Origin of the sequence: Pseudomonas sp. KB_12, assembly GCF_052114545.1 — a bacterium.
Taxonomy (GTDB): domain Bacteria; phylum Pseudomonadota; class Gammaproteobacteria; order Pseudomonadales; family Pseudomonadaceae; genus Aquipseudomonas; species Aquipseudomonas brassicacearum.
Map to the genome: position 1 here is coordinate 217,828 of NZ_JBFREY010000006.1, position 14,233 is coordinate 232,060.

Here is a 14,233-nt window from a genome sequence, read left to right on the forward strand (position 1 = left end):
ACGCCTGCTAAAATAACCCGTGATCCAGAAGCTCGCCGCGTCGAGGACAGCAACCGTTGTCGAACCGGCCGTCGCATACAACGATCGTCGCCAGCCACATACTTTTCAATGACGTTCTCTCGACGAGGAAGGCTGCTACACGATATCGCCATCATCCTGAGCAGGCGGACGCGCGGGCGCTGAGGACGATGCCTGGTCCTGCGTAGCTGCGAGCGGCTGCATGGGCACGCCCTGACCATGAACGGCTTGGCTTTGTGAGGTAGCTGCGGCGCGTTGCCTCAGGGCACCCACGCTTTTGTCCCAGGCCGATTGGGAGGTGGTGCCAATGGCGCTGGCAACGCCAATGACTCCATCCCCTACCGCTTGGGCTGCACTTTTTGTGTGGTGGGTTGCTGAAACAGCTGTCTCCTTGGCAAACCTGGCGCCGCTGAGCGATGTCTTGACTGCAAGCTCACCGCCCTTGACCGCCACCCTGCCAGCGGCATCTGCGCCCCCTTCTACTGCTTTTGGTACATGGGCATCGACAGCAGCGACGGCTTTTTTCGGCAGTGATCCACCTAGAGAGGCGCCAGCTGCCCACAGCCCGAAAGCCAGGGTACCCAATACGTTTTTTACACCCTCCGAGGCTGCGGTAGCCGCCATTTTTCCCAGCTCCTTCGACTTGGCCAAGTTGGCTGTGGCGGCTGTACCCGCGCCCATGGCAGAAAAACCGCCAATCAGCAGGCCATTTCCCAAGACACTGACCGGGTCTGCTATCTCTTTCAAGGCTTCGCCGCTGATGACCGCATTCAGAGCCGTAGCCGCGCCTTCACCCAGCCGCGCGGAGACCATCTTGACCAGGGCAGTGGCATCGAGATCCTTTAACGTCCTGAAGTCATCCAGCCATTCGGTATCTTGATCAATAGGCTTATGAGCCTGCCCTTGCGGCACAGCATCGCGACGACCATAGAGCATCGCAGGGTCAGCTAAATGGTTAGTGCGATCGCGGCTCACATTGTAATGCTCGATTGCCATGCCCACGATGATAGCCGTGACCGGTCGTAGCGCAGGCTGCAGGACTGCATCCAGGTGCTCTTTGCCAGCAGCCGTCATGGCAAGCGTTGACGCGTACATTGCCGTATTACGTACGGCAAACCCGGTAAGCCACTTATTGGCTTCGTCAAAAGCATTACGCAATGGACCTTTGTCCAACGCCAGCAGCTTTTCCGCCACTGATGCTTGAAGCGCCGGGTGCAGCGTATTGCTCTCGGGCTTAAGGTAATAACCAGGCTTGAAGCCTGCAATCATCTTGTTACCGCCAGCATCCGCCATACCGGCATACAAGCACGCCATGGCGTTCTCTATAGCCGCTTCGCGTACGGTATTGGCATGCTTGCCCGCTACCTGGAGGATGGACGGCTGGAAATTTCCTGCCTCGGTAAGCGCCGCAAAGGGCGTCCCCCCCATCCCTGACTTTATTGACGCAAACAATCTGTCAGCCCTGGCTGCGTTTTTTTCCGCTTTCTCCATGTCATGGACGTTATAGCCCCCTGCCTCCAACCGTTGAGCACGGTCATCGCGAATGGCGCTCAGCTCCGTGTTGCGGGTGCTTGAAGCGGGGGCAGCGGGTTGATCGGAGCCCGCTTCTGTTTCAAGGTGAGCCTCGAAATGGTTTTGAAGCCGCGTGCTCATCGCTAACCCGATAGCGCCGAGGTCAGGAGAGTGAGAGGCCTGTTGCGTTACTTCCTGCTGTATCTCATCAGGTACACGAGTCAGCTCGCGGCTTGCACGTACATTAGGCGTATCCATGGCATGTCCTCTTAGTGATCGGCAGCTGGAAGAATGCAAATGACCCCGGTATGAGCGGCGACATCCTTACACCTGAGTGACCGTGCCGAGAGAAGCGTTCCAAAGGATGTGATAAAAATGAACACCAAGCGGCTACTGGATAACACGCGCACTCGCCGTGCGTACCAAAATGACCTGGAAGACTTTTGAAAGCTGTCGCGCGCCCCCTGACCTGGCACCCCCAAACGAGGAACAGGATCTTGCGCGCAAACTCGCAGCGGGCCGGTGCGTCAGTGAGTCGTTACAAGCCTTCCAGCGTAAGCGTTCCGAGCAGGCTACGAAGCCGGACTAACGAGGAGTCGCAATGCTGCATTACCCGCAGATTGACCCGGTGGCCCTGGTCATTGGCCCACTGAAAATCCACTGGTACGGCCTGATGTACCTGGTCGGTATCGGTGGTGCCTGGCTGCTGGCGTCGTGCCGAATGAACCGTTTCGACCCGACCTGGACCAAGGAGAAACTCTCCGACATGGTCTTCTGGATGTCGATGGGGGTTATTCTCGGCGGTCGACTGGGTTATGTGTTGTTCTACGATTTGCATACCTATCTGGCCAACCCGACCCTGATCCTCGAAGTGTGGAAAAGAGGTATGTCGTTCCACGGCGGCTTTATCGGGGTCATGCTGGCGGCCTGGTGGTTCGGCAAGCGCAACGGCAAGTCGTTCTTCGAGCTGATGGACTTCATCGCGCCAATGGTGCCGATTGGCCTGGGTGCCGGGCGTATTGGCAACTTCATCAATGCCGAGCTGTGGGGCAAGGCGACTGACGTGCCTTGGGCGATGGTTTTCCCAACCGATGAGTTGCAACTGGCGCGTCACCCGTCGCAGCTGTATCAGTTCGCGCTGGAAGGCGTCGCGCTGTTCGCTATCCTCTGGCTATTCTCGCGCAAACCGCGGCCGACCATGGCGGTGTCCGGGATGTTCGCGTTGTTCTACGGAATCTTCCGCTTCATCGTCGAGTTCGTCCGGGTACCCGACGCCCAGCTCGGCTATCTGGCGTGGAACTGGCTGACCATGGGTCAGGTACTGTGCCTGCCGATGATCATCGGCGGTCTGATCTTGATCTGGCTGGCGTATAACCGCGCTCCGGCGGGCAAAAGCGCCGCGCTTTAAATTCGAATGACAGGGCTCGCGCCCTGCATTCAAAGGGCCCAGGTAACTCATGAAGCAATTCTCGAGCGGGTCGCCCACATCATCTAGAACGGCACCAAGCAGGCCAACCGCTCTGGCGTGAACACCATCAGTTTTCCCGGCGCCATTCAGGTCAACCGGTGTTGCGCTTCAGGAAACCCTCGATAACGGTTGCGAAATAAGGCGGGCACTCCTGCATCGGGTAGTGACCGCAGTTGGGGATAACGTGCAGTTCTGCGTTCGGATGCCACGCCAGAAAGGTGCGCGCCATAGCCGCAGAATCAAGCCCGGGATCCTTGTCGCCGACAATAACCAGATACGGTGTTTCAAGGCCTCGAACGTCATCAACAAAATTTGCTGTGATCAGCATTTCGAGGTAACTCGCCCGGCAGGCAGGTGAGACCGTGTCGCGGCTTTGTTGGACCTTGAGATCAACCCACCCATCGGAGAGACCTCCGGTCACGAATTTGAACAGACGCCGAAGGGCCTCGTCGTCTTCTATCGTGCTGGCAAAGAACGCCAGGGCTTCTGGACTCAACCGATTGCCAGCGGCAGAAACGGGACACACCGCTATCGCGCTCGCGACGCGAGACGGAGCGTCCGCCGCAAGACGTTGCGTGATCATCCCGGTCATCGAATGGCCGACCACATGGAAGCGCGTCCAACCGAGCTGGTCGGCGAGCATGAGGCAATCGGAGGAAATCTCCTCTACCGTAAATTCACCAGCCAATTCAATGGATTGCCCGTAGCCACGAACATCAACGAAAACATAGGTAAACGCGTGGCCGTCAAGACAGGGCATGACGGCGTCGTAGCTGGAGTGGTCGCCCAGCCAGTCATGCATGACCAGCACGTGAGTGGGGCCATTGCCGTACCGCACATACCCTAAGGTGGCGTCGGCTCCGAAGCTGATTTCAATGGGGGCTTTCATGTCATGGTTCCTTTGTGGTTGGGGGAACCAAAACGAAAACGCCCTCCCGGCGAACCGGGAGGGCGTTTTGAAAGAGAAGCAACCGTATCAATCTCCTGGATCAGGGTCAATAGGCGAGCGCGTCGACAGGCTTATGGCCGAAATGCAGACATCAAACGCCGCCCCGTCACCGCATTGCTCCTTGGTTGAACGATCGCTTCTGGCCGTTTTCTGTCTGACGCGAATGCTGGTTTTGACCAAAATCAGCGGGTCATTTCTGGAAGCTCCGGTGCGGCAAATGACGGCGTTCGGTATAGCGCCTGGTCGTGCCCGGGCTCGAATGTGCAGATGATGCTCGCATTTCGCTTTTCGGCCAGCTCATACGGTTGCCCGAATCATGCGGAACACTTCGTTCAAACGCAGGCCGTCGCTGCGACCGGACAAATAGCGTTCGCTCAGCGACTGCGGTCCGAAATGCTCAATCTGCCGGAAGCCGAACTGGCGCAAGAGATGTTCAAGCATCTCGGGGTCGAAATGGCTCTGAAGGGGTTCGCCCTGCGCTGCCAATCCCGCCGCCATCATCTCCAGGCTGGTGCGCTCGCTCAGCGTGAGCAGCTCAGGTTCCATCAAGTAGTCGAACACGATACCGCTGCCCGGCGCGCAGGCGGCAACATAACGCAAGGTATGCAGAACGACATCCGCAGTCAGGTACATGCTCACCCCCAGCCAGCAGAAGATGACCGGCAGATCAGGATTGAAGCTGGATGCAAGCAACCCTTGCTCCAAAGTTGTTTGATCGAAATCAATCGCGACATAGCGCAGGTGGGATGGCTCCTCGATGCCCGCCGTCCTCAGGCAGTCGCGTTTCCAGCGCTGCATGGACGGCAGGTCGACTTCGAACAGATGCGCATCCTGAGGCGAACCGGTGCGGTAGGCGAAGGTATCGAGCCCGGCGCCCAAGATTACGTACTGGCGCACTCCTTGACGCTGCGCTTGTAACCAACTGTCCTCAGCCAGCCGGCTGCGCACCGCCATAGTGGCACGCATTACGTTGGAAACCGGATTGCTGTGGCGATCGGGATCGGCACGCATCTCGGCCTCCTGTGTCGGGCCCAGGATCGCCAAGGCCAGCGGGTCGTCCAGAATCAGCGGCATGTCGAGCAACTGGTGCGCGGCCCGCAGCGTGGCGGTCATGCGCGCACTCGGTTTTGGGATGTCGTCGCGGACTCCATTCGGGATGACGGACGGCCGATGCAGATGCATTAATGCCCGCTGCATGAAGACGGTCAGTCCGATATCGATATTTGCCGACAGTCCGGGTTCTTGAGCAAACGCACTGCGGACTTTTCCATCCAGCGCCGCGTTATCACCTGCATAGGAGGCGCGAAACAGCGCGGCCCAGCGACGCGCCAAATCCTGCACTGCAGTGTCGTGCGGCGTCGCGCCGGCGGCCATCTGCTGCGCGGCCTGCTCGATGAGCACTTCCCAGTCGCCGGCATGGTCCAGCATGCGCTGACGTACCTGACACAATTCGGTTGGTGACAGGTATCTGGCGAACAGGTCGGCGCGCTGTGCGATGTCGACGCCCTCCACCACTTGTGGATGATCGATGGCCGGTTGTGCGGGTTGATGCCTGTGCATGTCGATCCTTTCAAATGGACAGTTATGCGGCGCATTCTAAAGCCCCACCTCATATAGCTCTAAGGTTATTCCCGTTTCCCCAGGATCGGACAGGTCCCTATGAATGACCCCTACCGGCTCCCCCTCAGAAAATGCCTACGAAAATATCTTGCAGATAGAATAGCGCCGGCTATGCTCCCAGAGCTGACTTTCAGGATACTGGCTCCGAGCCACAAGACCTCCGATCTTGCCGTCCGGGCATCACAACGCTGATTAGCAGGAAGCTACACATCTGGCGACGCAAACGCGTTCGTCATGATGTTCCCCAGGAGGGAGCCATGTCCGCACCAGGACAGTACCTGTTTGCAATAGCGGCCCATGATCGCGTGGACTTGCTCGATATCAGTGCCCCTTACGAGCCATTCAATCGGATGGCTCGCAGAGGACCGCCGTACAACCCCGCCCTCCCTCGCGCCACCCAATCGCCGGGCCACCGCCCAGCCGCAGGTCGCACCTGCGACTCCTCCGGCATGGCTGCGAACAGCGCCAATGTGCTCAAGCGCAAAGATTCTTCCTGGGAAACATGCAGCCTCACCGCAGGATCGATGCCGGTTCCCATGTAAATCAGCTGATCAAAGGACACACGGCCGCCAAGGCTGTCGCACACATTCGCGCAATGGCGCAGGGAGAACAATATGACTTCGCTTCGTATAGTCCTGGCCGGGTTGTTGGTCTGTACAACCTCCCAGACAGTGTTTGCCGAACTCGCCGCCCAGCCGTTCCTGGCGCCGCCCAGGCTTGTTGAAAAAGGCGCGCCGGGCACGCTGAAGGCAACTGAGTCGACCCTCGCGAAAACAGATTGCAACCCGCAGGGCGACATTACCCGCGACGGACAAACCGTCGAACTCAACCTGCAAGTGCAGCAGCGCGAAAACTATATCTACAACCCGGGCAATCCCGACGGTGCCAAGGACAGGGTCAAGCTGCGTTCCTATGGCGGCTGCCTGTCGGGGCCGCTGATCGATGTGCAGCCAGGCAACACCTTGCGGGTCCACCTGGACAACCAGCTGGATAAAGACGATCCCAGCTGTCCGGGAGGGGGGGATCCGGCGAATGGCCAGCCGGGCTGCTTCAATACGATCAATCTGCATTATCACGGGATGCACGTTTCACCGTCGGGCAACAGCGACAACGTACTGTTGAACATCGCTCCACAAACCCAATTCGAATATGAAATCAACATCCCCACCGATCACCCTTCAGGCACCTTCTGGTACCACGCGCACAGGCATGGTTCCACTGCCCTGCAGGTCGCCAGCGGCGCTGCGGGCGCCCTGATCGTACGCGGTGACCGACCCTACACCGGCGGCAAGCCAGGAGACATCGACACCATTCTCAAAAACGCAGCCGGGCACCCCATCACCGAACAAGTCTTTCTGTTCCAGCAGATTCCCTATGCGTGTTTCGACGACAAGGGCGGCATCATCAAGCAAAAAGATGACACCTGGACGTGCCCCAGCGGCAAGACAGGTGTGGTAGAGAACTTCGATGCGCAACTCGCCTCGGCCACTGTCTGGGATGAAAGCGGTCGATTCACCAGCATCAACGGCGTGGTGCAACCGACCCTCCAGGGCATCGCCGCAGGAGAAATTCAACGCTGGCGCTTCATTCACGCAGGTATCCACGACACCATAAACCTGCAGATCGTGCCCATGAACCCGACCAGCCCCAAAGCCACGCTTGCGCTAAAGGGTGTACTCAGCGGCACACCGAAGGAGCAGGCCGCCGTGATCGCCGATCTATGCCCGGCGACCGTTCCGGGCACCAGTAAACCGGTCGAGCTCGTACCTCAGTTCGAGATCTCCGCCGACGGACTCACACGCACTGCAATTCGCCCCATCGGCGTCAACAAAAAGAGCGTGAGCGGCGGCATCGGCAGCAACTTCCTGCAACCGGGCTATCGCAGCGATGTGCTGCTGATGTTCCCCCGCGACGGCACCTACTGTGTACTGAACCAGGCAGCGACTCCCGCTGAACGCGCCAATGCAGGCCCCAACGGTGGCCCGGGCGGCCAGGGTCCGAACGAAACACAATTGCTGGCCACGGTCATCGTGTCGGGCGGCCAGGTTGTGACTGATGATCCGCAAAGCTACATCCAGCAAGCGCTGTACGACGCTAACAAAACGGATAAGTCGCTCCCTGCCGCAGCGCTGGAAGGGCTGCGAACCGGAGACCTGAACCCCTGGCGCGGGATGGATGACCTGAAGAACGCCGTGGTCAATGACGACATTCAGAAGGCCGACTTTTTTATTGGCAATCCGCCATTCCCGCCCTCGCCGCCCGCCAACGCGCCGCAGAAACCGGGAGACCCGTGGACCGGCCCGTTCGGCTTCTACATCAACTACAAGTCCTACGATCCGGACCGCATCGATTTCACCCGACAGGTCAATACGACAGACGATTGGGTTCTGACCTCCCAGGGCGAACCTCATATCTTTCACATCCACGTCAACCCGTTCCAGGTGATGGACGTGCTCTACGCCAAGCCGGGCGAGAAGCCCAAAAGCATCTTCGGCCCCAACGGCGAGTGCCTGGTGCCAGCCGACGAACTGGGCCTACAGAATCAATATTGCGGGATGTGGCATGAGTTCAAGGACACCATCTTCGTGCAGAACGACTACCAGGTCCTGGTGCGCACGCACTACGACCGCTACATCGGTGAGTTCGTCATCCACTGCCACATCCTCGACCACGAAGACGGCGGCATGATGACCAATATCCAGATCGTGCCGGACATCACTGCTATCGGCGGTGGCATTGGCATGGCCGGTATGAAGCACACGGCACATCAACACTCGGACTCCAAGTAACCCTGATCAGGAGCTATCGGTAATGAGCAATCCCTTCGCAGGACAATGGACGTACAGAAGTTTTCTCAACAACCCCGCGTTGACTGACGGTGACCCGAAAAAACTGGAGGCGCTGTTGTTCGCCGAAGGTGTGTGGACCGTAGAGGACACCGCCAACGAGACGTTCATCGGCGAACTCAGTTTCGGGGCAAACGCCGTCATGGATTTGAAGGGGGTCATCACCCATGGCCACGGTCGTCCAGACCATGTGCACATTGCGGGCAGCGGGCGTCCCGGGACCTCGACACAAGACTACTTCTACGATTATGACGGATCGCTGACGGAGCGTTGGCCCAACGGCGTGAGCCAGGTTCCGGCCATCACCGGGTCGGTCATCCGCATGAAACCTCACAATGGCGAACCCGCTGGACTGGTCGCCTCGTTCATCTGCGTCAAAAGTACCTAGGTACTGTTTGTCGGGATACTACCGGGCCGACAGGGATGTAGAGCAAGCAATGCTGGCGACCCAGGATCCGATCCACTGCAACGTTCGTTATTGACGACAAGGAGTCGGCATGACTACTACCTCCACCACAGCGCCTGTCGCCCAACCTACCTGGTACGGGCAGATCCGCGACATGTTCACCTCAGTAGACCAGGCGCACATGGCCAGGCAAGGCCTCGACCTGGCCAGCTACGACGCGGTGATGAAGCACGCAGGCGATATCTACCAACAAGTGGCGGGGGGCAATATGCCGCCAAACCGCCCCTGGCCCGCTGACTGGGTGGGTACCTTTCTCAACTGGATGAACAACGGCTACCCGAAAGGAGTCCCCGCTGCCAGCGCCAACGCAACGGACTTCGCTGCGCGGTCACTGTTCAGCGCAGACGCGTCCACCGCCAGGGTCCGCAAGGACATCACCACGCTGTCCAGCGCCGAGCTCGATCTGCTCAAACAGGCGTTTTCAGCCATTATGGCCATGGAGCCCACCGATCCCAACAGCTACTTCACGCAGGCCGCTTATCACTGGTTTCCGGCACCCAATACCTATTGCATGCATCACGTCCCGGGCTACAACCCTTGGCACCGAGCCTATCTGGTCAGCTTCGAGAACGCCCTGAGATCGGTCCCCGGCTGTGCGAACGTCACCCTGCCCTACTGGGATATCACCACGCCCTTCCCCGACGTGCTTAAAAGCCCGCCCTTCGACCAGTACACGTTGCAGCAAGCGGCCAGCTCCGATTATCCGGAAGGCTACGTCACCACACGTTTCCCCTACGACACGATCGCCCGGAACCTGCTGAGCAATGGGGTGACTGATGATGTGAACCGAGCCATGAGCAAAACTGACTGGGAGGACTTCCACGGCTATTGGTCCGGCGCCGCCCACAACACCATCATTGCCGCCCACGACAGTGGTCACAACTCAATTGGCACCACCATGCAGAACCAGGAAGTGGCGGCCTTCGACCCAGTGTTCTGGTTCTTCCATTGCAATTGGGACAGGCTGTTCTGGGAATGGCAGAAAAAAATGCTGGCCACCGATCTGCATGGATTGCTCACGACCATCAACGAAGTCACCGACCCCGTCAGTTATCAGATCTTCAACGATACGGCGCTGCAAACCCTGAACCCATTCACCAGCACCCCACTAGAGCTGAACACGCTGGCGATCATCGACTCGGTCGGTCAACTCGGCATTGACTATGCGCCCGCGGCGACAGGCTCGAACGTCGATTTCCTGCCGAAGACCCAGCGTACGCTCGCTGCGTCCAAACACTTCACGGTTGAAGCAGATCGAGTCAATGTGCGGGTCAGCGGTATCAATCGCCTGAAGATCCCCGGCAGCTTCTCGGTGCACTTGCAAAAAGACGGCAAGACCATCGCCTCCAGAGCATTGTTTCAACCGGTAGAGGTTCAAAGCTGCGCCAATTGCGTGGCCAATGCCATGACCCAATTCGATTTCGAGTTACCCATGGCGGCCGTGTTGGGCGGCAAGCTGAGCGTCTGGGTAGAGCCGGTGAACAAGGACTTCATCGGCGATCGGTTCCCGCAGAAGCTGATGGGCGATCCCGTCATTGATGTGCATCTATTGCTGCAAACTCAGTAGCGCTGCTGGACCAAGGGTGCCGGACTTCAGGTGTTGAAGTCCGGCCTCAGCCGTTGACGAACGCCAGATAGACATCAGCGTCGAGAACGACCTCATGCGCCCAGGCTCTGTTCTACACCAATTTACCTACGACCCCTGGCCGGTGCTTTTGGCAATGGCGGGACTCGGCTTGGCCTTGTCCGTCTACAACGACATCACCACCAACGGACCTGCGTTTTGCGTCACTGTGGATGGGCTATCGATCTTCACGAGTTGGCCTGCCGCCCTGCAAGCGGAGCTGGCACTCAACCCACCCCAGCGAATCCTGGCCGGTTGGGCCTTGATGCTCCTGGCCATGATGCCGCCCCTCCTGGCGACGCCACTCATACACGTCTGGCGCTCCAGCCTGCCAAGCAGGCGAATACAAGCGTCAGTCGGCTTCCTGCTCGGTTACGGTGCCATGTGGATGGCCGCCGGCCCGCTCCTGATCGCCCTGGCGCTGTTGCTACAGATGGCTGCCGCAGAAAATGCCCTGGCCGTGGCGCTGCTGGTTGCGATGCTGTGGAGCGCGAGCCCGTGGCACCGCGCAGCCCTCAATCGTGGCCACCGAATGGGGCGGCTAAGTCTGTTCGGCTGGGCTGCCAACAGGGATTGCCTGATCCGAGGCCTGGCGCACGGCCTGTTTTGTATCGTTTCGTGCTGGGCCTGGATGGTCGTGCCGCTTGTCAGCGGGTCCTGGCACATTCCGATGATGTTGCTGGCGGGCGCGATCCTGCTGGCTGAACGGCTCATCGCAGCCAAAACGCCGCGCTGGGGCTGACCGTTTAAAACAAAGCTTCACGCATGCGATCCGCCTGGCCCCTCCCTTCCACCCTCATCGCATGCAGCCCGGGTCCGCACGCGCTGTTCGGCACAAAGGATGAGCCCGCACGACACAGTTCGTCAGATACAAATCCCAAACTATGTGCTCGCAGGCAAGTTTCAGGCAAAAAAAAGCCACTCATCTGAGTGGCTTTTTTCTGAATCTTGGAGCGGGAAGCGAGACTCGTATCGGGTGTCCGGCTCGTTGAATTCCAAGGGGTTTCTTTTATTGCTGGAGCAGCAAAAGATTTGACTCTGGAGTTGTTTTTGAAGGGCATCAAGGACCAGAGGTATGATTCCCAGCCCCGCCATTGGGTCTACGCGAACATCCGTAAGTTGCCCAAAAAATCCAAATCAGAAGTAATAGCCGATATTCATGTACAGCTGGTTTTCCCACTGATCACTACCACCAGCCCCCAGACTCTGGGTGAGGCTGCTGCCACCGATGACCGGATCATTCTTGCCGTACAACCATTCCGTGGCGATCCACAATTTGCTGAACGAGAACGAAGTGCCGAAAATCATCCGTTGCGAGGTCTTGAAGTCGTCTGCGGATTTATCGAAGGCGCTGTAGTTGGCGTACAGCTGCACACCGCTGATCTGATCGAACAGGTACTTGCCACCAACGTCGTAGCTCACATCCGCCACGTACAAGTTGCCGCGACTGGCGACGTTGTAAGTGGCGTCGTAACCGCCGAAAGTCACCAGTTCATCAGTGCCGGGGTTGCGCGGGGACATCTGCTGTCGCGCAGCTTGCAGTTGCACGCCCCATGGCCCGTTTTTACCGATGTAGTGCACCGCCACGGCATTGCGCCGGCCGTCGTTGTTGGTGTCGCGGTTCTCCAGGGACGAGGTCAGGCCAGAAATCCCGACTTCGGACTTCCACGGCCCCAAGTCCATCGCCTTGGCCACCCGCAGTACCACGGTGTTGCGTTCCTGGTTGTTGCTGCCGTCGATGACATAGCTGTCCGCTTCGGAGACAACGCTGGAGTAGGTTTCGCCCTTGCTGGTGCCTTTGCCCTGCGAGGCAGGGCGAACGTAGTAACCGGCCTGGATATTCCAGTCACCGCTTTGCTGGATGTACTTGGCGCCAAGTTCTTCCAGGTCTTCCAGTCCCACGACGTTGCCCAGGGTTTGATAGAACGTGCTGCCAAAATACGGCTGCAAACCAAACGGCACCTGGTTCAGACCGACCTGGATTTGTTGGTCAGGGTTGAACTTGTAGCCGATCCAGGCGAACTCGGCGAACTGGACGTCACCTACGTTTTCTGTGTACTGGTAAGGGTAGGCTCGTCCGTAGAAACGGTACTTGGCCTCGCCGATCCAAGTATCAGAGTTGTACTTGGCGGAGAGGATCACGGTATCGAAGTTGAACTTCTGGATGTCGCGATCCGGGTCATAGTCCCAACGCGCCCGGACCGCGCCACCAAGATTGAGATTGTCAGTGACCTGTACCGCCATCGCAGGCGTGGACAGCGCGTACGACAGCGCCAGCGGGATCAATGAGCGCAAGGCCCGGGTGGTGTTCAAGTTCATGGTCGCTCCGTCTTTAAGTTTTATTTTTGGCAACAACCATCCCGGCCACGGCAAAGCGCGGTCTGGATGAAATAGGTATGACCCGCCGAGACTGAGGCTGGAACAGCGTCCAGGTGCTAGCGGGCTAAACGGTGTTTGAGAAGCCGCAGTCGTTTAAACTTCGGCGTCAGTTGCGCTGAAGTTCTTCAACCACAGCGGCACAAGCACGGAAGGTGTCCAACGTCCATTCTGGATTGATAAAGTCAGGCCAACTGGAAAGTTTTACGATCGCCACTTCAGCAGCCGGATCCCAATAGATACTCTGACCAAATACTCCGCGCGCCGAGTAGGTGCCCTGTTCACTGTCCAATACCCAGCACTGATTGCTGTAAGCCGCAGTCGGAAAGCTCTTGGTGTAGTAGCCGTAGAGGACTTCGAAAGCGGGTGTGGAACCACGTCCGCATGCACGCACAAACGTCTCTGGGACGATCTGCTGGCAATTGAAATGTCCACCCTGCAAATACATCTGGGCAAAACGCCCGAGATCACGCAGCGTGGCGCTCATCCCGCCATCGGCCAATGCAGTTCCAACACAATCGAGGGTGATATTCGCGTCTTGCTCTGCCCCCAGTCTTGACCAGATCTCCCGACTCAATAAAACGGGGAGCCGCTCGCCGCAGGCCCGCTCACAGACCCAGGCCAACATGTCGGTGTCCACCGAGCGATACTCAAAGAACTGACCATGCTCACGGTCTTTACTCAGCGACTTCAACAAACCATAAATGCTGTCAGGAGACTCTCGCTCTCCCCGTTCACGCCAACCCGAGGCGATATCCAACTGGATGAATTCAGCATCCGGATCGGTGTAGTCCTCCCTGAATCTCACGCCCGTGCGCATATCCAGCAGATCCTGTACCCGGGCATCGCCATAGCCGCTTGCCGAAAGCTCGGGCACATAGTGGCTGACGTGCGCTTGGGGATCGATTCTGCCCTGGCCTATCAACCTGCCGACCAGGCTGCCGACGATGGTCTTGGATACCGATTGCAACAGATGCAACGTGTGCGGCTGCATACCATTGAAATACTGCTCGGAAACCACCTTGCCCTGATGAAGCACCAAGAAACCATCGGTGTAGCTATCGGTCAGGAAGGTCGCCAGATCGGTTTGCCTGCCGTCGATCCGCTGGAAATGTACGTCGTCCAGTGAACGCTCGTTGCGCTTGAGTTCGCTGACCGGCCCGGGACCACGATGAATAGCAGCCACCGGAAACAGCTGGCTCATGTGCTGGAACGACCAGCGGTTATAGGGTGGACTGTCCCAGTTGTGCTGACGGACTTGCTTTTCCCGGGGCGGCGGATAGCCCTGCATCAGCCTTAAATCCTGATAACCAATGCCAGGAGCGGTCATGTCATTTTTATTGTACATAGGGGT

The 14,233-nt window shown here is 58.4% G+C and carries 10 protein-coding genes; 5 read left to right on the plus strand and 5 right to left on the minus strand.

Translation table 11 applies throughout. From position 1 onward, the window contains the following. Window positions 1-135: 135 nt before the first annotated feature. Entirely contained in the window at window positions 136-1,788 is a 1,653-nt protein-coding gene (locus AB4Z20_RS05670; RefSeq protein WP_442089493.1) for a RopAA-2, read from the minus strand. Window positions 1,789-2,131: 343 nt separating this feature from the next. Here AB4Z20_RS05670 and lgt point away from each other — a divergent pair, with 343 nt between their 5' ends. Then, window positions 2,132-2,938: a prolipoprotein diacylglyceryl transferase gene (gene lgt, locus AB4Z20_RS05675; RefSeq protein WP_320390258.1), complete on the plus strand. Its 807-nt coding sequence runs from the start codon at window positions 2,132-2,134 to the stop codon at window positions 2,936-2,938. A gap of 151 nt (window positions 2,939-3,089) precedes the next feature. Here lgt and AB4Z20_RS05680 read toward each other — a convergent pair whose 3' ends face one another. Beyond that, window positions 3,090-3,887: an alpha/beta fold hydrolase gene (locus tag AB4Z20_RS05680; RefSeq protein WP_442089494.1), complete on the minus strand. Its 798-nt coding sequence runs from the start codon at window positions 3,885-3,887 to the stop codon at window positions 3,090-3,092. 357 nt (window positions 3,888-4,244) lie between these two features. Then, the gene (locus AB4Z20_RS05685; protein WP_442089495.1) at window positions 4,245-5,507 is read right to left on the minus strand and encodes a class I SAM-dependent methyltransferase; all 1,263 of its coding nucleotides are present in this window, start codon (window positions 5,505-5,507) and stop codon (window positions 4,245-4,247) included. Window positions 5,508-6,181: 674 nt separating this feature from the next. On the opposite strand from AB4Z20_RS05685, the gene AB4Z20_RS05690 reads away from it, so the two are divergent. The 4 genes from AB4Z20_RS05690 (at window position 6,182) to AB4Z20_RS05705 (ending at window position 11,245) form a co-directional block, all read left to right on the plus strand. Further along, window positions 6,182-8,356 carry a multicopper oxidase family protein gene (locus tag AB4Z20_RS05690; protein ID WP_442089496.1) on the plus strand — a complete coding sequence of 725 codons (2,175 nt, stop codon included), beginning with the start codon at window positions 6,182-6,184 and terminating at the stop codon, window positions 8,354-8,356. 22 nt (window positions 8,357-8,378) lie between these two features. Then, a complete protein-coding gene (locus AB4Z20_RS05695) occupies window positions 8,379-8,801 on the plus strand; it encodes a hypothetical protein (RefSeq protein WP_207281777.1) in 423 nt (140 codons plus the stop codon). A 109-nt stretch (window positions 8,802-8,910) separates the two neighbouring features. Beyond that, window positions 8,911-10,446 carry a tyrosinase family protein gene (locus AB4Z20_RS05700; RefSeq protein WP_253473541.1) on the plus strand — a complete coding sequence of 512 codons (1,536 nt, stop codon included), beginning with the start codon at window positions 8,911-8,913 and terminating at the stop codon, window positions 10,444-10,446. Window positions 10,447-10,615: 169 nt separating this feature from the next. After that, window positions 10,616-11,245, plus strand: coding sequence for a DUF2182 domain-containing protein (locus AB4Z20_RS05705; protein ID WP_258690880.1), 630 nt, complete (start codon window positions 10,616-10,618; stop codon window positions 11,243-11,245). 395 nt (window positions 11,246-11,640) lie between these two features. On the opposite strand, the gene AB4Z20_RS05710 is transcribed toward AB4Z20_RS05705, so the two are convergent. Next, the gene (locus AB4Z20_RS05710; RefSeq protein ID WP_024616674.1) at window positions 11,641-12,822 is read right to left on the minus strand and encodes a hypothetical protein; all 1,182 of its coding nucleotides are present in this window, start codon (window positions 12,820-12,822) and stop codon (window positions 11,641-11,643) included. A gap of 166 nt (window positions 12,823-12,988) precedes the next feature. Then, window positions 12,989-14,227: a serine hydrolase domain-containing protein gene (locus tag AB4Z20_RS05715; protein WP_253473532.1), complete on the minus strand. Its 1,239-nt coding sequence runs from the start codon at window positions 14,225-14,227 to the stop codon at window positions 12,989-12,991. Between the last annotated feature and the right edge of the window lie 6 nt (window positions 14,228-14,233).

Excerpts from the sequence above, each read along its gene's own strand:
- AB4Z20_RS05670 (WP_442089493.1), bottom strand. The coding sequence starts at position 1,788 with ATGGATACGCCTAATGTACGTGCAAGCCGCGAGCTGACTCGTGTACCT.
- lgt (WP_320390258.1), top strand. The coding sequence starts at position 2,132 with ATGCTGCATTACCCGCAGATTGACCCGGTGGCCCTGGTCATTGGCCCA.
- AB4Z20_RS05680 (WP_442089494.1), bottom strand. The coding sequence starts at position 3,887 with ATGAAAGCCCCCATTGAAATCAGCTTCGGAGCCGACGCCACCTTAGGG.
- AB4Z20_RS05685 (WP_442089495.1), bottom strand. The coding sequence starts at position 5,507 with ATGCACAGGCATCAACCCGCACAACCGGCCATCGATCATCCACAAGTG.
- AB4Z20_RS05690 (WP_442089496.1), top strand. The coding sequence starts at position 6,182 with ATGACTTCGCTTCGTATAGTCCTGGCCGGGTTGTTGGTCTGTACAACC.
- AB4Z20_RS05695 (WP_207281777.1), top strand. The coding sequence starts at position 8,379 with ATGAGCAATCCCTTCGCAGGACAATGGACGTACAGAAGTTTTCTCAAC.
- AB4Z20_RS05700 (WP_253473541.1), top strand. The coding sequence starts at position 8,911 with ATGACTACTACCTCCACCACAGCGCCTGTCGCCCAACCTACCTGGTAC.
- AB4Z20_RS05710 (WP_024616674.1), bottom strand. The coding sequence starts at position 12,822 with ATGAACTTGAACACCACCCGGGCCTTGCGCTCATTGATCCCGCTGGCG.
- AB4Z20_RS05715 (WP_253473532.1), bottom strand. The coding sequence starts at position 14,227 with ATGTACAATAAAAATGACATGACCGCTCCTGGCATTGGTTATCAGGAT.